The 20,905-nt window shown below is 39.1% G+C and carries 12 protein-coding genes; 10 read left to right on the forward strand and 2 right to left on the reverse strand.

The features are described from left to right. The 4 genes from AC1DNH_RS00005 to AC1DNH_RS00020 form a co-directional block, all read left to right on the forward strand. Positions 1-259 (forward strand): glycosyl hydrolase-related protein (locus tag AC1DNH_RS00005; protein WP_477625037.1); only part of this gene is annotated, 259 nt, incomplete at its 5' end. Between the two features lie 375 nt (positions 260-634). Beyond that, positions 635-1,603 carry a phytanoyl-CoA dioxygenase family protein gene (locus AC1DNH_RS00010; protein WP_477608513.1) on the forward strand — a complete coding sequence of 323 codons (969 nt, stop codon included), beginning with the start codon at positions 635-637 and terminating at the stop codon, positions 1,601-1,603. Positions 1,604-1,951: 348 nt separating this feature from the next. After that, positions 1,952-4,891 (forward strand): glycoside hydrolase family 38 N-terminal domain-containing protein, encoded by a 2,940-nt coding sequence (locus AC1DNH_RS00015; RefSeq protein WP_477584535.1) that lies wholly within the window; start codon positions 1,952-1,954, stop codon positions 4,889-4,891. A gap of 292 nt (positions 4,892-5,183) precedes the next feature. Beyond that, positions 5,184-6,584, forward strand: a complete 1,401-nt coding sequence (locus AC1DNH_RS00020) for a sulfatase family protein (RefSeq protein WP_477608516.1) — start codon at positions 5,184-5,186, stop codon at positions 6,582-6,584. A 176-nt stretch (positions 6,585-6,760) separates the two neighbouring features. Here AC1DNH_RS00020 and AC1DNH_RS00025 read toward each other — a convergent pair whose 3' ends face one another. Together AC1DNH_RS00025 and AC1DNH_RS00030 are read right to left on the reverse strand one after the other, a co-directional pair. Beyond that, positions 6,761-6,916 carry a hypothetical protein gene (locus tag AC1DNH_RS00025; RefSeq protein WP_477583802.1) on the reverse strand — a complete coding sequence of 52 codons (156 nt, stop codon included), beginning with the start codon at positions 6,914-6,916 and terminating at the stop codon, positions 6,761-6,763. 175 nt (positions 6,917-7,091) lie between these two features. Then, entirely contained in the window at positions 7,092-7,997 is a 906-nt protein-coding gene (locus AC1DNH_RS00030) for an AraC family transcriptional regulator (protein WP_477583804.1), read from the reverse strand. Positions 7,998-8,181: 184 nt separating this feature from the next. Between AC1DNH_RS00030 and AC1DNH_RS00035 the strand changes: the two genes are divergently transcribed. The 6 genes from AC1DNH_RS00035 to AC1DNH_RS00060 all read left to right on the forward strand — a co-directional run bounded on the left by AC1DNH_RS00035 (position 8,182) and on the right by AC1DNH_RS00060 (position 20,769). After that, on the forward strand, positions 8,182-9,528 hold the full coding sequence (locus AC1DNH_RS00035; protein WP_477625038.1) for a sugar porter family MFS transporter: 1,347 nt from the start codon (positions 8,182-8,184) through the stop codon (positions 9,526-9,528). Positions 9,529-9,752: 224 nt separating this feature from the next. Then, on the forward strand, positions 9,753-13,121 hold the full coding sequence (locus tag AC1DNH_RS00040) for a DUF5107 domain-containing protein (RefSeq protein WP_477625039.1): 3,369 nt from the start codon (positions 9,753-9,755) through the stop codon (positions 13,119-13,121). A 256-nt stretch (positions 13,122-13,377) separates the two neighbouring features. Further along, positions 13,378-14,004, forward strand: a complete 627-nt coding sequence (locus tag AC1DNH_RS00045) for an RNA polymerase sigma factor (RefSeq protein ID WP_477625040.1) — start codon at positions 13,378-13,380, stop codon at positions 14,002-14,004. A 198-nt stretch (positions 14,005-14,202) separates the two neighbouring features. Continuing rightward, complete coding sequence (locus AC1DNH_RS00050) at positions 14,203-15,465, forward strand: FecR family protein (protein ID WP_477581416.1); 1,263 nt, start codon at positions 14,203-14,205, stop codon at positions 15,463-15,465. A 278-nt stretch (positions 15,466-15,743) separates the two neighbouring features. Further along, positions 15,744-19,100, forward strand: coding sequence for a TonB-dependent receptor (locus tag AC1DNH_RS00055; protein WP_477581418.1), 3,357 nt, complete (start codon positions 15,744-15,746; stop codon positions 19,098-19,100). A gap of 55 nt (positions 19,101-19,155) precedes the next feature. Then, a complete protein-coding gene (locus AC1DNH_RS00060; protein WP_477581419.1) occupies positions 19,156-20,769 on the forward strand; it encodes a RagB/SusD family nutrient uptake outer membrane protein in 1,614 nt (537 codons plus the stop codon). Positions 20,770-20,905 lie beyond the last annotated feature (136 nt).

Raw genomic sequence — 20,905 nt, forward strand, 5'->3', positions numbered from 1 at the left:
ACGTAAAGGACGTAAAGGTATACTTGTAACCGCTTTTGGTGACGATCCTGATGGAAACAAGGGTACACTGTTACGGTTGTGGGAACAGGCAGGAAATTCCGGTACTGTTACCGTTACATTGCCCAAAGGCTCAAATTACACCAAGGCAAGCCCTGTAAATCTGCGCGGTGAAATAATCGGTAAGCGGCTGCCGGTTGTCAAAGGGACACTGAAGTTTTTCCTGGGGCAATATGCACCGGCAAGTTTTGTACTGAAGTAATTAAACCCCGGGAAGACCAAAGCTGACAACAGTAAATTATGAATCTGATTTTGGTATGGTCTTTCTTGGTAGGAGTGGAAATAAAAAGGAAATAGCGCAAAAATATATTTCAGGGGTGGTATCCTGAGGTTTGGTTGATAAGTATTCCCGGCATTGCCGGGATACTTAATACAATGCTATTATGTTTATTAGTATTGTCATCACTCAGATGAATAAACGGCTTGTATGAAAAGTATATTTTAGGCTTTATTGTTTTGCCTGGTTGGTTATAGTGTATATGCTTAAAACAGTTTTATAGACATCAGTAAATCCGGTCATAAAGAATACCATGTATCGGTAAATGGTAAAAAATGCTTGTTATAGAAAAAAAAGATTATGGAAAATATAAATTTATCTAAGGATTTGGCAGATTATAGCCATCCAATAAGCAGTATGTTTGTGCAACCGAAGACTGCAAAGGAATGGGAACAATACATGTTGTCGGAAGAACAGGTTTCTTTTTTTAAGGAAAATGGATATCTCAAGGGAATTAAAGTCCTGACAGAAGAACAAGTAGATATACTCAATGAGGAACTTGTAAAATTACAGTCCATAAGTCAGGAGGAGAAAAAATTATTTTACCACTATGAAAGTAATGAATCCGAAGATCCCAGCAAGGTGCTCTTTCACGCTATTGGTGGCTGGCGTGTAACTCCTGGTTTTCATGATTTATTCTGGGCACCAGCGTACCGCATGGCAGCCTATCAATTACTGGGGCAATCCTTTAGACTTTTTCATGATCAATTGTTTTGTAAACCGGCTAAGCATGGGGGAGTAGTGGCATGGCATCAGGATTTTTCGTATTGGACATTTACAAAACCAATGCATCATCTCACTTGCTGGATAGGTTTAGATGATGCAAATGTAGAAAATGGCTGTCTCTATTTTGTTCCCGGAAGTTATAAATGGGGCTTGCTTCCTATTACCGGATTAACCGGTGATATGGATGCGGTAAGGGAAATTTTAAATAAAGAACAATTAGTGCAATTTGATAATAGAATAGCTAATGAATTACCGAAAGGTTATGCTAGCTTTCATCATCCCCTTACCATGCACGGATCTTATGCAAATACTTCAGATCGTTCCAGAAGAGCTATTGTTCTTAATGCGATGAACTATAATACATTAGGAAACACAGCGGGCTACAGCAGGTTAGAAGCCTTAAAAAGTTTTCCGCCTATGGAACAGGATCAGGTACTAGATAGCAAATTTTTCCCTCTTTTGTTTGATGGGGATAAAGAATTGGAAGCTTTAGGGAAAAACATTCCCAAAGTTGATTATATGGAACTCTATGATAATCAATAATTAAATAGATTGTATTTGCTTTTCAATGTTGCATATGAAGTAGACACCGCCTTGTTCCGATAAAGGTAATAAACTGCATTTATTACTAAAGCCACTAGAGTAACTCTGCAAGGTGAGAGGTAAAACTTATCTTTTCTCTTAATGCAAACGTTCCGGTAAGTTTTATACTGGAATAAATTGATGAAGCTAACACATAATTCTTAAAACAACACCAGTAAACCTCCGAGGTGATTAACAGGGAAACAATTTACTATAGTTAACAATAAACTAACTTTTTTACTGAATGCTTATACACCCGCAAGTTTTATACTTCAGTAAAAATTACATGCTATAAAAAACACTTAGGTAATGAGATACATCAAAAAGAATTTAACGCTTAAAAATTATATGAGTATGTTGGGCTTTGCACTAACATTACTGTTTTTAAGCACTATTAGTATTAATGCAACTTTAGCTCAATCTGTTCCTCAATCTTTTGAATGTAAGGTTCAGCCCTATTATAAACACCGTAAAGACGGCAAACCAGGGCGTGCAATTACCCTCGTTTTTAAAGGGTTAAAACGGTCGGGTTCTGCTAAAATAAAGGTAGAATGTAATTCGGTTATCGAAGAAACCCCCATTAATTCTATGGAGAGTGTCGATTCCTTGTCGGTACTATTACCCGATGGTGCTGGTGTAAACAAGATGTGCCAGGCCCGAATTTCGGTAATTACTTCAACAAACCAATTAAGCCAATCAGTATTGGTTCCTGCAAAACGCCAATGGACGGTTTATATATATCCCCATTCTCATGTTGATATAGGGTATACGGGAACGCAGGAATTTGTTCAAAAACTACATATCCGTAACTTAGATGTTGGTATCGACATTGCAAAAAAGACCCAAAATTACCCAGAAGGGGCTCGTTTTGTGTGGAACCCTGAAGCAAGTTGGGTAACAGAGGGATACTTGAAAAAGGCTACATCAGAGAAAAGAAAAGCTTTTATTGACGCGGTTAGAAAGGGTTGGGTGTGTTTGGATGGCAGTTATGGCAATACAAATACGAGTACGTGCTCTGATGAGGAATTACTTCGATTATTTCATACTTCCAATGAAATTCAAAACATTACTGGTGTTCCGATAAAGACAATGGTGCAAATGGATGTTCCCGGAGCTGGCTGGGGTATAACTCAGGCAGCGTTTCAAAATGGTATTCGAGGTTTTTTTAGTTTTCCTAATCACGTTGGTCGAATAGGGACGATTAGGCAGGCATGGGAGCATAAGCCATTTTATTGGGTTTCGCCAGATGGAAAATCTAAAATTCTATTCTATCAGGCATATCCCTATGGCTATGGTTATAACTTAAAAGGCTCGAAAGAGAACCTTGCCTTAATACAAGGACATAGCCCTGGTGATGGACCTGATCGTTTTACGAGTAAAGACCCTACGGCTAATTTTGTCGATCCATTTATTTTTGATGAAACTGCCAAGTTAGAGGCTGATCAATCGCCTTATAATATGTATGTAATGACCTGGTCATTGGCAGATAATACACTAATTGATGCAGATTTGCCAGATGCTGTTCGCGCATGGAATGAAAAATATGCCTATCCTAAATTAGTAATATCAGGTGCACAAAGAATTTTAAATGACTTTGAAAGCCGCTACAGTACAATAATCCCAGAAGTAAAAGGAGATTACACCGAATACTGGACAGATGGATTGGGTTCGGACGCACTACGTGTGGGCATGAAACGTCGTGCCACTGAAAATTTGGTGCAAATGGAGACCGCATGGTCTATACTAGACTATAAAAAGCCTTCTCCGAAAAAGGAAATTAACGAATCATGGGAAAATGTGCTGTTGGGATCAGAACATACATGGGGATATTCAGACCCTGCAGCGCCTATGGCCAAACAAATTGAGCAAACCAAAGCTTCCTATTTTGAAAATGCACTCAAAACAAGCAATGAACTTTTAGCAGAAACATTCAAAGAAATAAAAAAGCCTGAAAGTAATAAGTTTGCTATTTTTAACACGCTTTCTTGGGAAAGAGGGGGGCTGGTTACACTCTCGAAAGATCAGAGTAAAAGTGGTGATCGGGTACTAAATGAAAAGGGGCAAGAGGTGCCGTCACAAAGACTTTCAACTGGCGAACTTGTTTTTTCTGCTGATAGAATTCCAGCACTTGGTTCAGCGCTTTTTACCATTGAACAGGGGAAACCTGGCCAACAGCCTGGCGAGTGTCGCATAGTAGGAGATACACTTTCAAATGGTACGTTTTCTGTTGCAATTGATCCAAAAACTGGGGATATTTCGAGCTTAATTAATCTTGCTACTAAACAGGAGTACGTGGATAAAAGGTCGAGATATGGTTTAAACAGTTATCGTTATTTATTGGGTGAAGATGCTTCTAATAGAGCACTACAGCCTTACAATATTGTACTTAAGGTTAAGGAAAAAGGTCCCCTGGTGGTATCAATCATCGTAGAATCAAATGCACAGGGTTGCAAATGGCTTACAAGAGAAATTAGAGTCGTTAAGGGACAACCGTGGATAGATCTAACGAATTCATTCGACAAAATAAGTACGCGTGTGAAGGAGGGGATTCATTTTGGATTTGCTTTTAATGTTCCTAATGGTACCACACGTATGGATATACCTTGGGGGATTATGACACCAGAATTTGATCAAATTCCGGGGGCAAACCGTAATTGGTTGGCATTTCAGCATTGGGTTGACATTTCAAATGATCAAACTGGCATTACCTGGACGGCTATTGAAGCTCCTCTGATTGAGTTTGGAGATTTAACCGCAAATATTTTGGGCGATGCCTTAAAAAGTAAATGGTTAAAAACAATTCCTAAAACACAAACGCTTTTTTCTTGGGCTTTAAATAACCATTGGTATACCAACTTCCCGCTCGAGCAAGGGGGGATTATTGATATGCATTATGGGGTTTTTCCGCACGGGCCATATGATGCTGTGGCTGCAAATCGCTTTGGGATGGAACAAAACCGTCCCTTACTTGCAGTGCCGGTTGAAGGAAAGCAAGTGGCGAAAAGCTGGGTTAATATTGGAAATCCGAAAGTATTTGTTACGATGTTAAAACAAGGTGATGATGGAAAGGGGATGATCTTGAGACTTCGTTCTGTGTCGGATAAACCCGAAGGTGTTGATTTGAAATGGACCAATGGTAGACCTAAAAAACTGTATTCATGCTTGGCGAATGAAAAGCGTGGTGCAGAAATAAAGGCTGATCAAACCATGCTACCGTTTGGAACAATTAGCTACTATTTTGAAATGTAATATTCAACAAGATGTGCCAGAATTGGCTAAATTGATAGGCAAAGAAAAAATAGGTTTCGGGACAAAAAGTGTAAACTACTTATGCCAGTTGGATCGTGGCGTAGAGTGACTCTTCGCGAATTTATTTATTAACCATCCGAAATATTAATGATCCACTTTTTAAGCAACACTTTTCGCGCTTTCCTTTTTGTACTAATTTTCTTTTTTTTATCGGACATTAGTGAATTAAAATACAAAAAATAAATTAAGGGAAGAAAAACCTCCGGATACAAGATAATAAATAGAAGATTTTATGAAAAAAATGGTAATTTTTATAGGCGCATTTTTACTGACAATAAATTTAGTACACAGCCAGAAAAAAAGTAGCAGTAAGCCTAATTTTATAATCATTCTTACCGATGATTTAGGGTATGGAGATTTGGGAACATTTGGAAACCCTTCAATTTTAACACCCAATTTAGACAGATTAGCCACTGAAGGCCAAAAATGGACAAATTATTATGTTGCGGCCAATGTTTGTACACCTTCAAGAGCAGCACTATTAACGGGAAGGCTTCCCGTAAGAATTGGGATGGAAAGCGATACCCGCCGTGTTTTATTCCCTAATTCATCGGGAGGGTTACCTGAGTCTGAAACCACAATAGCCGAATTGTTAAAGACTGCATCTTATCAAACGGCGGCAATTGGTAAATGGCATTTGGGACATTTAGCGCCTTATACACCTCTTGACAATGGATTCGATTATTATTTTGGAATTCCATACTCAAATGATATGGATCGTATAAAAAATTATGAATTCGAAAATTATTTTAATCCGGATTTTAAAGATTTCAATGTTCCGCTGATTAGAAACAAAGAAATCATTGAACGGCCTGCTAATCAGGAAACAATTACAAAGCGATATACTGAAGAATCAATTGCATTTATAAAGAAAAATAAAGACAAACCTTTCTTTTTGTATTTAGCTCATTCAATGCCACATATTCCTCTTTTTACATCAAAGGAATTTGTGGGTAAAAGTAAAGGTGGGAAGTATGGAGATGTAATTGAGGAATTAGATTGGAGTGTAGGTCAAATTATAAAAACGCTTAAGGAGCAACATTTAGATGAAAACACTTATGTGATCTTTACGTCTGACAATGGGCCTTGGAAACTATATAAAGATCACGGAGGATCATCAGGGATATTATATGGAGCAAAAGGAACAAGTTATGATGGAGGAACTCGTGTGCCTTTTATCATATGGTCTCCAAATAACTTGAAACCAAAAGTAGAAGTTAAGATTGGCAGCACTTTAGATTTATTGCCTACAATTAGCAGCCTTGCCCACATTCAACTTCCTGAAAATCTAAAAACAGATGGATATGATTTATCTCCAGTATTAAAAGGAGAAAACAGTAATCCAAGAAATGAAATGTTTTTCTATCATGGTACTAAGCTGTTTGCTGCTAGAGTAGGCGATTACAAGCTGTATTATTACAAAAATAACCCTATTGGATATCCTGAAAAACTTGAAAAATTAGAAAAGCTACAATTGTTCAATCTTGCAATTGATGCATCTGAAATTAACAATATTATTGATGAGAAATCTGAAATTGTTACTCAAATTCAGGATATTGTTTCAAAACATCTTTCTACAGTTGTATCAGTTAAAAGTAATCTTGAAGGTGTTGTAGCTAAAAAAGAATTATAAGGATAGTCTGTACAAACCAATTTATTTGACCCCATTCCAACATTTTTATCTCCTTTGTGATTTAACTGGAAATTAAGGTATTATACTGAAATTATTTTAGGCGAGATGGGGGCAACACACTAAGGTTTTACCAGGGATATCAAATTCTTCCTATTCAGGCTGTCAAAAATATATGCTTAAAAATCACTTCCCCCCAACTTTTCGCTTGATCCGTTTTTGCGATCATCGGCGTATTTTACTTCCTCGATGATTTCAATGCGCTCCTCAAGATCAGCCTGTCTGATGACTTCTTCAGGTGTCAATAACTTTTCTGTTCCTTCTTTTTTTATCATAATAATGATTTGTCGGAAGTTTTCGATGTACTCAACATATCTACATGTTTTCGCTATAGCCTTACCGGTTCCTGGCCGTGTGTAAGTGCTTTGAACGTATTTGTGACAATTTTTTTATGAACTACCGATTGCCCTCGCCGTTTATTATTTAATCGGCTAAAATATCTTCCCTATCTTATTTAGGTGCCCCACGCTGCTCACGATATTGGGTGGGAGAAATTCCCATAACCTTGTTGAACAAACGGGAAAAGTAATATTGATCTTCTAATCCGATTTTAAAGGCGATCTCTTTGATCCTTAGGTCTGTAAACTGTAAGAACTGACAGGCCTTTTGGATTTTTAGATGATTCAGATATTCTATCGGAGGAAAGCCCGTGCGTTTTTTAAAGATTGCTGAGAAGTGACTTGCAGAGATATTTACGTTTTCTGCTATCATCTCCAGCGTTAATATTCTATCCAGGTTGTCCTGCATATATCGGAACGAGAGTTCGATGAGGTCCTCGCTTGCCGTTTTCGGAGACTGTTCGAACTTATCAACGAATAAAAATGAGGACAAAAATTGAGGGAACCTCAAATTTACATAGCTTAGGTTATCGAAACCATATCCACTCTCAAGGGTTTGATATAGGGAATCAAATAGGTTTATGCGATCATCGGAGAAAGAAACATAACTTTTTGGGGAACCATATTTTCTGGCTGCAAGTTCAATGATCTCATCCGCCTGCTCGCCTTTAAAGTGACACCAATAAATGGTCCAGGGATTCTCAGGATCGGTTTTGTAAGAATGGGCCTGTCCCCGTGGGATAAAAAGAAAATCTCCGCTGCTGATTTCATAAAAGGTTTTGTTGATTTTAATGGTTCCTTTTCCGTCAATGCAATATATCAGTATATTCTGTTCAGCACCGTGAGTTCTTTCCCGAAAATGCAATCTGGCCTTAGGATAATAGCCGATATCGGTTATAAAACATTTGTTGATGAGTTTATTGGCTACACAGAATTTTTGTAGAATGGTTCTTGGGATGACGATAGCACGCTGACCTTCAAAACCATCCTTTTTAAAATTTTCCCCAAGAGATTTCATTCGGCAATAGTAAGAAAATGTAATTACGTTAGCAAATGTCTGTGTCTAGATACTCTAAGCGCGGGATCTATTTTCACTGCATCATAATTTTATCCATCATATTCGGTTGAATGTCCATCCGCTTGCGGAGTAATATTCTATAAAATTGTACCATATCTTATTCTAACCAAATAATACTAATAAAATGGAAAACCAAAACATTTCCTTCAATACAAGGTATATCCTGTTTATCTCATTCATATCTGCCCTTGGAGGTTATCTGTTTGGCTTTGATTTCGCAGTTATTTCAGGTGCATTGCCTTTTTTAAGAAACGAATTTGGGCTTAACGAGTGGTGGGAAGGGTTTTTGACCGGCTCTCTTGCCCTTGGCTGTATCGTAGGCTGCCTGGTTGCAGGCAAAGGTGCAGATGTTTTTGGCAGGAAACCCGGACTGATGTTATCTGCATTGATTTTTGCTGCCTCTTCTGTAGGTATGGCCTTGAGCAGTTCGCTGTCAGCTTTCATACTGATGAGGTTCTGTGCAGGTATCGGGGTTGGCATGGCTTCCATTTTAAGCCCTTTATATATTGCAGAAATTTCCCCAGCTGCGATACGGGGAAGAAATGTCGCAATTAACCAGTTTACGATCGTGCTAGGTATTCTGCTCACCAACCTAGTCAACTATTTTCTGGCCGATACCGGGCCTGAGGCTTGGCGCTGGATGTTCGGTCTGGGGGTATTGCCCTCCACATTGTTTTTTATTGGCGTGACTTTTTTACCAGAAAGCCCAAGGTGGCAGATTCAAAAAGGATATATTGAAAAAGCGCGTGCAACACTTATTAAAATAGGCAAGGATGGGTTTGCGGCGAATACGATCAATGAAGTCAATAAATCAATTGAAAATTCAAGGCCCACAGGTCTAAAGGCTGTATTTAATAAAAGTGTTCGTCCTGCGCTTTTGATCGGAATAACCCTAGCTGTATTTCAGCAGTTGTGTGGAATAAATGTTGTATTCAATTATACCTCTACAATTTTTGAAGCGGTCGGCGCAAATCTGGATAGGCAGCTTTTTGAAACTGTTGCAATTGGCATAGTCAATCTCTGCTTTACCTTGCTGGCGATGTGGCAGGTAGATAGATTAGGAAGAAGGCCGCTGATGCTTATTGGTTCTATGGGACTTGCTTTTGCTTATCTGGCCATTGCTTATTTTCTCAATATCAAAGCCGATCCCAATCTCATATCTATATTTGTGCTTTTGGCCATCGCACTTTATGCAACATCCCTTGCTCCGGTTACCTGGGTGCTTATATCCGAAATATTCCCCAACAATATTAGGGGAATTGCTTCTTCGATATCGATAGTAAGCCTCTGGACGGCCTATTTTATACTGGTCTTTACTTTTCCTATACTGGCAAAACTCATCGGTACTTATGGCCCGTTTTACTTTTATTCTGCCATCTGTTTTGCTGGTTGGCTGTTTGTAAAACTTAAGGTAAGGGAGACCAAGGGAAAGACCCTTGAACAACTGGAGAATAATTTTATGCCACATTGATAATCGCAATCCCAGAAAAAATACATCTATAAAAGGTTAGGCCAAAAAGATCATAATCTTACCGATAAAATGCGACAGGCAGATGAGATCAGACTTTTTTTTAGAAAAATACGCTATTGGGATTTTGATCAGTTGGGTACCGCTATATTTTCGACAGAAGAATGGTTGAAACCAAAGGAATCTCAGAAAAAATTGAAACGAATTAACAAATAATAGTATTGAAGATGATAAATTCTAACTCGACAGAATTGAATACCGCTGAAACTTTTCAAGACGAAAAAATTACCGCTTACCTGATACAATCTACTGTTAGTGAAAATGGAGTAGTACGTGTTTGGGAAGAAGATATATTATTGCCAACTTACCAAATAGGTGAAGAAGAGAAAAACCCTATTTTTCTGGAGAAACGCATTTATCAAGGAAGTTCGGGCGCGGTATATCCTTATCCGGTTGTAGAGAAGATTTCGGATGAAAAAATAGACAAATCATACCATACTGTATTTTTAGAGAATAAATACATTAAAATAATGATTTTGCCAGAGCTTGGAGGAAGGGTTCATATGGCATACGACAAGGTGAAACAACGCCATTTTGTGTATTACAACCAGGTGGTCAAACCAGCACTTGTAGGACTTACGGGGCCTTGGATTTCAGGTGGGATAGAGTTTAATTGGCCTCAGCACCACCGGCCAAGTACTTTTCTCCCTGTGGATTTTCTTATCGAAGAAAACAACGATGGGAGCAAAACAGTTTGGTGCAACGAAGTAGAAAGAATGTTCAGAACAAAGGGAATGCAGGGGTTTACGTTGCATCCTGACAAGGCTTTTCTTGAAATCAAAGTGAAAGTTTACAACAGAACCGCTCTCCCGCAAACCTTCCTATGGTGGGCGAATCCTGCGGTAGTTGTAAATGATGGTTACAAATCGGTTTTTCCACCGGATGTGCATGCCGTTTTTGACCACGGAAAGAGAGATGTCTCCAAATTTCCGATCGCAACCGGTGAGTATTATAAGCAGGATTATTCGGCGGGTGTCGATATTTCAAAATACAAAAACATTCCGGTCCCAACATCTTATATGGCGGTGCAGTCTAAATACAATTTTGTCGGAGGTTATGAAGATGGCGTTCAGGCTGGTTTATTGCATGTTGCAAACCACCATGTTTCCCCCGGGAAAAAACAGTGGACATGGGGGCACGGCGATTTTGGACGAGCCTGGGACAGGAACCTGACTGATGTGGACGGTCCGTACATTGAATTGATGACCGGAGTTTTTACGGATAATCAACCCGATTTCTCCTGGTTGCAAGCTTATGAAGAAAAATCATGGACGCAGTATTTTATGCCCTATTCTGAAGTGGGTTATGTAAAGAATGCCACCAAAGATGCCATTATCAATGTTGAATTGGAGGGGGATAAGGCTGTTCTGATTCTCTATACGACAAGTCTTTTTGAAGATTTAAAAGTGGAATTAAAAGACAAAAACGGGATTCTATATGAAGAAGTTATTTCCTGTTCTCCATCAAATCCATACAAAAAAAGTATTTCTGTTGAAAAATCAAGATCCGAAGAATTAATTTTTACCGTTTATTCGGCTAAAGGGGCTGTTTTAGTACAATATCAGGAAGAAAAAGCCGAAATAAAACCCATTCCGGATCCTGCAAAAGCAGCTTTGGATCCTGCGGATATTACATCAATTGAGCAGTTGTTTCTCACCGGACTGCATTTGGAACAATACCGTCATGCCACTTATAACCCATTGGATTATTATTTTGAAGCCTTAAAAAGAGCGCCGAAAGATGTGCGGTGCAATAATGCTGTTGGTGTACTGATGATGAGAAGAGGACAGTTTGAAAAAGCGGAAGGCTATTTCAGAACTGCACTAGAAACATTGACCGAACGCAATCCCAATCCCTACGATGGGGAACCCTACTATAATCTGGGACTTTGTTTGAAGATGCAGAACAAGAATGAGGAGGCTTATACGACACTTTTTAAGGCAACATGGAATGCGGCATGGCAGGATGCTTCTTTTTACCTTCTGGCGCAAATAGACAGTATAAGGGGCGAATGGGGCGAAGCTTTGGAACGGATCGAATCTTGCCTTATCCGTAACTGGCACAATCATAAAGCCCGTCAGTTGAAGGCTTCTGTTTTGAGAAAATTAGAAAGAGACACAGAAGCATTGGCCTGGATTGAGGATTCCCTTAAAATTGACAGCTTTAATATGGGATGCCGTTTTGAGAAATATTTATTGACCAATGACAAAGCCATCCTTGATGAAATGAAAACCATCATGCGTGGATGGTCCCACGGTTACATCGAATATGCACTCGATTTTGCCGGAGCAGGATTATATCAAGAGGCAAGCGAATTATTGCAGGGCTGCCTCAACGCCGGAAGAGAGAATTATCCGATGGTCTGCTATACTTTAGGCTATTTTGCGTCTATGGGTGGAAATCGATCAAAAGCGATTGAATGTTATGAAAAAGCGGCTCAATTGTCCCCGGAAAAATGTTTCCCCAACAGAATTGAGGAAGTAAGTATTCTTAAAGATGCCATTTCACTGAATCCACGTGACGGCAGGGCGTCGTATTATCTAGGTAATTTTTGGTACGCTTTCCGCCAATATGAAGAAGCAATCGAATGTTGGGAGATTTCTAGAAGTACCGATGACCAGTTTCCGACCCTGTTGAGAAATTTAGCACTGGCATATTTTAACAAACGAGGGGATAAGGTTTTGGCTAAGGAATTACTTGAAAAAGCATTTGAACTGGATAAAACGGATTCCAGAATATTTATGGAATTGGATCAGTTGTACAAAAAAATGGCTGTTGCGCCCGCCAAACGTTTAGAGATGCTGATCAGACATCTGGATTTGGTTGAAGAACGGGATGATCTGTGCATTGAGCGTATTACTTTACATAACCAGGTCGGCGAATATGAAATTGCTAAATACCTGATTGCTCAGCGAAAATTCCACCCCTGGGAAGGTGGGGAAGGAAAAGTTACAGGTCAGTACATTTTTTGCAGGGTTGAACTGGCAAAAAAGGCTATTAATGAAAAACGTTTTAATGAAGCGATAGGGTTATTGAAAGAAACAGATGTATATCCACATAACCTGGGAGAAGGAAAATTAACCAATGCCCAAGAGAATGAAATAGATTATTATAAAGGCTTGGCCTATAAAGGCCTTGGTGACCAAGAGAATGCCCAAATACATTTCGTAAAGGCTACATTGGGGGCTTCGGAACCCACTCAGGCCTTTTTCTATAATGATCAACAGCCTGATAAAATTTTCTATCAGGGACTTGCCTGGCGTGAACTGGGCAATGAAGAAAAAGCCCGCAGCCGTTTTAACAGACTTATTGCGCACGGCGAAAAATATCTTTTTGAAGAATCTAAAATCGACTATTTTGCTGTTTCTCTTCCAGATTTGGCCATTTGGGACGATGATCTAAATGATCGCAACAAGGTACATTGCTATTATGTAATGGCATTGGGTTATAGTGGCTTAGGGAATGAGATTGAATCGGAAAAATATTACGATAAAATAAAGGAGCTGGATATAAACAAACAGACGTTTAGAAAATAAGGTTGCCCTGGAAATGTATAAAATAGGCTCATTTCATTTTGCTGCTGAGCAGTATTTATGAACAATTTTTTTGGAAGCAGTTTACGCACTGGCATAAGGAATAGACGGTGGTTTGCTATTACAAACTAATTGAGAAAGTTCAGACTGAAATTCGTATTTAGACAAGTCTTATCTGCCGCAAATGATAAACAGCAGGTTATTTATTAAAAATAGTTTGATCATATCGAGATAATATGTATATATGTGCATACAAATTATGAGGTATATTGCAAATAAACGGAAATCAATCAAATCTAAGGATATTGAGGACAATCCCGTGCTATTACATGAGTTTCAGAACGGGAGTGAGCAAGCCTTTGATCAGATTTTTACCTGCTATTATCCTTTATTGTGTGTTTATGCCAGCCGCGTCCTGTCTCAGCCGGGTATGGGACAAGATTTTGCACAGGAAAGCCTTGTTACGGCATGGAATCGCAGGGCCGATTTTGATAGTATTTTCAAAATTAAAGCATTTCTTTATACCTGTGTCCGTAATGCATGTTTCAAGCAATTAGAAAAAGAGAAGGTAAAGGCCAAATATGAATCTTCAATAGGTTCGAATGAGCTCATCGAAGACCAAACTGCCCTGAAGGATATCATTCATGCTGAGGTGATCAGCCGGATTTTTGCATGTGTAGATACTTTACCAGAACAATGCCGTAAAGTTATTTATATGACCTTTAGGGAGGATAAAAAACCAAAAGAAATTTCGGAAGAACTAGGGATTACCATCAGTACAGTAAACAGCCAAAAGATGAGGGGGCTTAATTTATTAAGGCAAAAATTGCCCAATAGCGAATACCTGCTTATTGCGGTTATTCTATTTACAGGAGTCCGGCATTAAGCTCCTTTTAAGCATGCCAGGCAAATATTCTAAAAAGCAAATCCATATTCATAATATGTAAATCTACCCAGCGTGCCGGGCCTGGCGGATAACAAGCCCTCCTCAAAGGTTGCTCTCGTGTTTTTTACCCAAAAAAACATCTGAAAAGTGATATGAAATATGCATTTGACAGGCTTCCTAAAAAAAAATTAAAATCTTTTGGACAAATTCAATAGGCATCCGGTTATAGAGATAATTGAGCCAAATATATTAACGATGGGACTTCCAAATGTAAATTTCAGTAGCCGCATAGCAGCGCTAATCTGTGGGTATCTTTTTAATGAACTCAACGATGGTGAGCTGGAGGAATTGGAGCAATGGATCAATGCCTCGCAAGAGCATAAGGAGATATTTGAAAGTATTTTTGATGAGGCCAGTCTGGAAAATCAAGGCCGGATCTATAATTCTGTAGATGTGGACTTGGCTTTGATTTCGGCAAAACAGCGGTTGAAATTTGTTGAAAGACCTGGAAATAATACAAATAAAAAGATCAGACCACTTTGGATATACATTGCTGCTGCATCGATTATACTGCTGATCACTACAATTGGAGTATATCACTTAAGAAATCCCAAACCCTTATCGGTACCCTCAGCTTTAGCTAAACGAAGTGAAATTAAACCTGGGAGCAATAAAGCTACCTTAACACTGGCAAACGGGAAAAAAATTGTTTTGTCGGCAGCAGCAAACGGGGAGCTTGCCAAAGAAGCAGGAGTTGTAATTACCAAAGCGGCAGATGGGATGCTGGTTTATGAAGTAAAAGCTCAAAATGGACAGGATAGCCATCAAATGAATTCTCTTTCGACTGCGAAAGGAGAACAGTATCAGGTAAGTTTACCTGATGGCACCAGGGTTTGGCTAAATGCGGCTACATCATTAAAATATCCCAGTTCTTTTAGCGGGACAGGTGAACGCATGGTGGAACTAAGTGGAGAAGCTTATTTTGAGGTGGCAAAGGATAAAATTCACCCTTTTATCGTGAAAACGGATCGACAAGAGGTGGAGGTACTGGGTACACACTTTAACCTCAACAGCTATTCTGATGAAGAGGTTACAAAAACGACCTTGCTGGAAGGTTCTGTAAAGATCAACCACAGGGTTTTACTCAAACCGGGCGAAGAGGGGGTGTCAGCCAAAACAGGCACTTTAACAGTTAATGCGGTTGATACCGAGAGTAGTGTAGCCTGGAAAAACGGCCGCTTTGTTTTTGAAAATGAACTGTTGATGACCGCCCTGAATAAAATAGCCAGGTGGTATGATGTAGAGGTAGAGTATCAGGACCAGAATCTTGAACGCTTGCCTGTAGGAGGAAGCATATCCAAGTTCGATAAAGTTTCAGAAGTTTTGGCTTTATTCGAAAAAACAGGGGGGCTACAATTTACAATTAAGGGCCGAACGGTAATTGTCGGTAATAAAAAATAAACTCAAGGCGCTATCTATAAGGAGCCTTGTTAACTAACCAAATATAAACTCAAACTAACCAACCATGAGAAAACCCAGAAATGTGCCTTAGCGGAAACTAAAACGGTAATCATATAAAAAAATCTGGAGCGTAGCAAGCGCCCCAGATTAGCATGTCTGATTAAACCGAAAATGAGTGTTGAATTCCTTTTTTAATCTAAACAGAAATCCAAATGTATAAAAATTACACCAATAATGTATGTTGGCCTAATCGGCTATTGCCAAAAATCCTGTTGACTATGAAACTGACGAGCGTTTTATTAATAGTGACTATTATGCAGGTAAGTGCAACAGGTTTTGCACAGAAAATAACCATAAAGCAGAAAAATGTTTCCCTGGAACAGCTTTTTAAGGTAATTACCAAGCAAACTGGCTATAATGTGCTCTGGGTTGGTATTGAGGCCGGAAATTTCAAAAAAATTGACCTCGATTTCAACAAAGCACCTTTAAATGATGTTTTGAAAAAGTCTTTCGAAAATCAGTCTTTGACTTATGAAATCGAAAATAAAACAATCATTGTCAGAAAATCCAAAAAGATCCTGATTGAGCCTGATCAGGCTGTCAATATGGTCATTGACATTTCTGGTAGGGTTGTAGACGCTGAAGGGAAACCGCTTCCCGGTGCATCTGTGAAAGTAAAAGGTACTACAAAGGCTGTGATTACCGATAATGGCGGGAACTTTCAATTGAAAGGAGTTGATGAGGACGCATTGCTAGAGGTTTCTTTTATAGGGTATGTGAGTGCAGAAATAAAGGCCGGCAAGGATCTGGGAAATATTGCCTTAAAGCAAACCGATGCTAAATTGAATGATGTTGTTGTGGTGGGCTACGGTACACAGAAAAAAAGAGATGTGATTGGTAGTATTTCTACGATAAAGGCAGAAGCTTTTAAAACAACAGGTAACTCTACAAATGTATTGTCACTTTTACAGGGACAGGCCTCAGGAGTGAGTGTTCAAGCAACATCAGGCAAGTTAGGTGCTCCTGTAAATGTCTTAATCCGTGGATTAAGTTCAATTAGTGCTGGTACATCTCCTCTTTACATCATCGATGGTGTTCCGGTAATAGGTGATATGTCTCTTGTTAATCAACAAGATATCGAGTCAGTTGAGGTGTTAAAAGATGCCGCTGCAACTTCTATTTATGGTTCCAGAGGGTCGAATGGTGTTGTTATTATTACGACAAAGTCTGGAGTTGCAGGGAAGATTTCAATAAATTTTGATCCTAGTACAGGAATTTCCGATTTGCCTTTCCAAAAGGTTGAAACTGTTAATACCAAACAACTTTTTGAAATCCTGGATAATTCGAAAGCAGCGAATGGTTTGGGACCATATGACCTGGAAACGGACTACTACCCAGTAATGACGAACATCACGGAGAAACTTACCAGAGATCAGGTATTGGCTACCAATACAGATTGGAAGAAAGAACTAATGAGAACTGGATTATTTCGTAATGCCAATCTCTCTGTGGTCGGAGGAGATAAAAATACCAAATATTTTATATCCGGAAATTACAGAAAGGATGAGGGGGTGATGAAAAATGATCAGCTTGAACGTTACGGAATAAGGACGAATGTAGATCTCAAGCCAATGAGCAATTTCGAGACAGGTGTAAAACTCAATCTGAGCGTATCAAATAAGACTAACAGTGGCGGATCGTTCAGTCAAATTATGGCAACACCGATGCTACCTGTTTATAGTTTGACCAATCCGAACTTATATTTAAATCCAAAATCTGGAAGTAACCCGGCTGCAACAAACGACCTGGCAAATAATCTGACAGACCTTAATCTTTATCGTGCATTGGTTGGGGTTTATGGAGAATATCATATTCCCTTTGTAAAAGGACTATCAGCTCGTACAGAAGCATCTTTGGATTTTCAGCAGGCCAATTCAAACCATTGGGAATCACTCCTTATCCGTCCTGATGGATATTCTTATGCGTCGGATTATGCGAATACAATTAAAACCACAAATTTTAATTTCTTCTTGACTTATAATAAACAATTTGGCGACCATAATTTAAATCTTGTTGGAGGTGTGGAAAATCAAAAAACAACCGGGTGGTATCGAACTATGGAAGGAAAAGATTTAGTGGGAAGCTATCAGGAATTGGGAACGCCAAATCAAAAAACAATTATGTCATCCACATTGGGTAATGAAAATTACCGTCTGGGTTATTTTGGGCGCGCCAACTATAAATTCAAAGACAAATATTTGTTAGGATTTAGTTTTAGAAGAGATGGAGCTTCAGTATTTACCCCTAATTATAGATGGGGTACTTTTAAGGCATTTTCTGCAGGATGGATTCTTAGTGACGAATCATTTATGGGTGATTTTGGAAGAAAAAATTTCCTAAAAATAAGAGGAAGCTACGGTGAAACGGGTAATTCAAATATTCCTTCGAAATTGGATGGGAATGGATATACCACCGCTTTGGCGTATGGTGGTAGTGATATTACAGCTACTAACGGAACTCGCCTCAATACCCTGGGGATAACTAATCTAACCTGGGAAACAACTAATAGTTTTGATCTTGGAGTTGATTTTGGTTTCTTTAATAACCGTATAAACGGATCGCTCGCTTACTACAACAAATATGTTAAAAACCTGCTTCTTTCAGTAGCTTTACCGCCTTCAGCAGGAATAAGCTCAGGAATACTTTGGAATAATATCGGTGATTTGGTAAACGATGGGGTTGAGCTTTCCTTAACTTCTGTTAATTTCAATACCAAGGATTTTAGATGGCAAACAACATTCAATATAGGATTCAATCATAACGAGGTTAAGAAACTAACTCCGCAAATCGATTCAAAAGGGACAGGAATGGTGAGTTCAGCTTATATCACAAAAGTAGGTACCGGTATACGTGATTATTACCTTGCTGATTATGCAGGACTTGACGCTCAAACGGGATTACCTAAAATATATGCTCTTGATAAGGCTTATTATGCCCAAACAGGTGAAACAAGGAGGCTGAAAGATGCCAATGGGAATGAGGTGCTCTTGGACGCTAATGTGCCTAACGTAGGTGCTAACTATTTCCATATGGAAAACAAAAATGAAATCCCAAAATACTACGGAGGTCTTTCTAACCAGTTTAACTACAAAGGATTCGATTTGAACTTTTTAATTTCTTTCTCAGGTGGCAATTATATTTATGATCTGTATCATAGAAATTTAACCGGCTCAGGTTTGAGTGGAAACGCTATCGGGTTACCTGTTGATTTTTATGAGAATTACTGGAAAAATCCAGGGGATGATGCCAAGTATATGCGTGTGTTATGGAAAGGTAATGCTTACAAAGACGTAAACGGTGTTACCAAAGCTTTTGGTGACTCACGTGCCCTCACCTCTCAATACCTTTACAAAGGCGATTTTGTAAAACTAAAATCGGTAACCTTGGGTTATTCCCTTCCGCTGTCACCAAAAATGAAGGAATCTGTTCAAAATATCAGGCTTTATGCCAGTTTCGAAAACCTTTATACACTGACCAAATACCCAGGATGGGATCCTGAAGGACAAGGCTATGTTAATTCTTGGGATTTACCACAATTGTTTGCTGCAAGCTTTGGCGTTTCGGTTAAATTTTAAACAATTAATAAATTTATAAATCCMTTGACGCTAAGTCAATATAAATTATTTAAAGATGAAAAAAATATTATTTCTTATATGTGCCGTTTTGATGCTGTTTACAGCGTGTAAAAATGAGGCATTTTTTGAATTAGAAAGACCGGTTGAAAGTCCTTGGACAACGCTTGCTGATTTTGACAGAGCTGCAATCGGATCGTATAATACTCTTTTTTTAACAAGCGACTATAACAGCGGCTTCAACGCATGGAATATGTATAAAAATGACGTTGGGGATGATGTGGCCTGTATTAGTTCTGGCTTTGGGTGGGGTTATTACCGCGATGCACAAAATCAAAAACAATTTTTGCCTAATGTTTTTACTGTAGCATACCGTACAATTGGTTCTGTGAATGATGCGCTTGAATATTTAGAAAAAAATGGCGGAAATCCATACCCAACAATAAATGCGGACGATAAAAAATACAATTTGGACCGGGTTACTGGCGAACTTTATTTTTTGCGGGGATATGCCTATTATATGCTCGCCACTGTTTATTGTGATGCTTATGTGCCTGGTGGTGCCAATGATGCAAAACGGATTCCATTGCTTACAAAAAAAGCACATAGTTACACTGAGGCCATTAATAGTAAGGTAGGGACGACCAAGGAGATATGGGAGCAGATACAGTCGGATTTTGAAAAAGCATATTCACTTTTGCCGGAGCGCTATATCTCTGGAAAAATGCATCCGTCATACCAGGCTGGCAGGGCAAATAAATTTGCAACGGCAGCGATGTTGGCCCGTACACACTTTGCTAAAGGTGAATATGAAAAAGCAAAAGGATATACCGACTTTGTTATTGAGCAAAATGGCGGTGATTATAATTTGAGCGAAGATCCCATTGAGGCTTTTAATAAAAACACCCTGAGCCGTGGCAAAGAGGTGATTATGTACTTGCCTCTCTATGATGTGACAACCGCTCCGCAATTGCACTTGATGGGCGAATCCAACAATTTAAGGGGACCCTTTGTGAATGGCTGGACTGAGGCCAGCTTGGATCCAACAGTTATCAAGAGATTGGGTTGGCAGGATAATCCCAAAATAGATGTGAACGTAACATTTAAAATGGAAGCATTGAGGGACAAACGCTTCACTCAACTGATGGCTGTAAGAGAACCGACCTCTGTTCCTGCTGCAAATCGATATCCCGAAAGGTTTTATACAGATTCCAAAATTACATACAGTACTATTTTTGCCAATAAAGCTTTCAGAGGAGCACCTGTAGGTAGCAATTTGGCCTGGAATACAAACTATCCGATAATCAGGCTGGCCGAAATGTATCTCACTCGTTCCATCTGCAGGTTTAAGGCTGGGGATAAAGCTGGTGCAGCAAGCGATCTGAATATAGTTAGAAAACGTGCCTGGAATGCAACAGTTGCAGGCATGACATACGAATCGTCTCCCAACTATGTAACAATACTAAACATAACCGAGGCTATGATTGGCGATGAACGCCTGATTGAGATGTTCTGTGAGGGCGATAGGATAGATTATTTAAGAGGTTTAAAAGTGGATGTAGGAAATGGAAATAGAGCTCCCGTTATTTCCGCACCCGTGCCTTATACTGATAAAAGTTTTGTTTGGGCCATACCTAGTGTTGAAACTGATCTGAATTTAGGTTTTCAATAATAAGCGTAGCAACACCCGATTTATAACGGGTGTTGCTTTTAAACTATCCTCCGTGAACGGGTGAAAGGTAGATTCTAAATATAATATCCGAAATCCCTTTATCCACTAGAGAATGCATTTTTTCGCAATCTGTTAT

This window comes from Pedobacter sp. 01N310 (assembly GCF_056399805.1).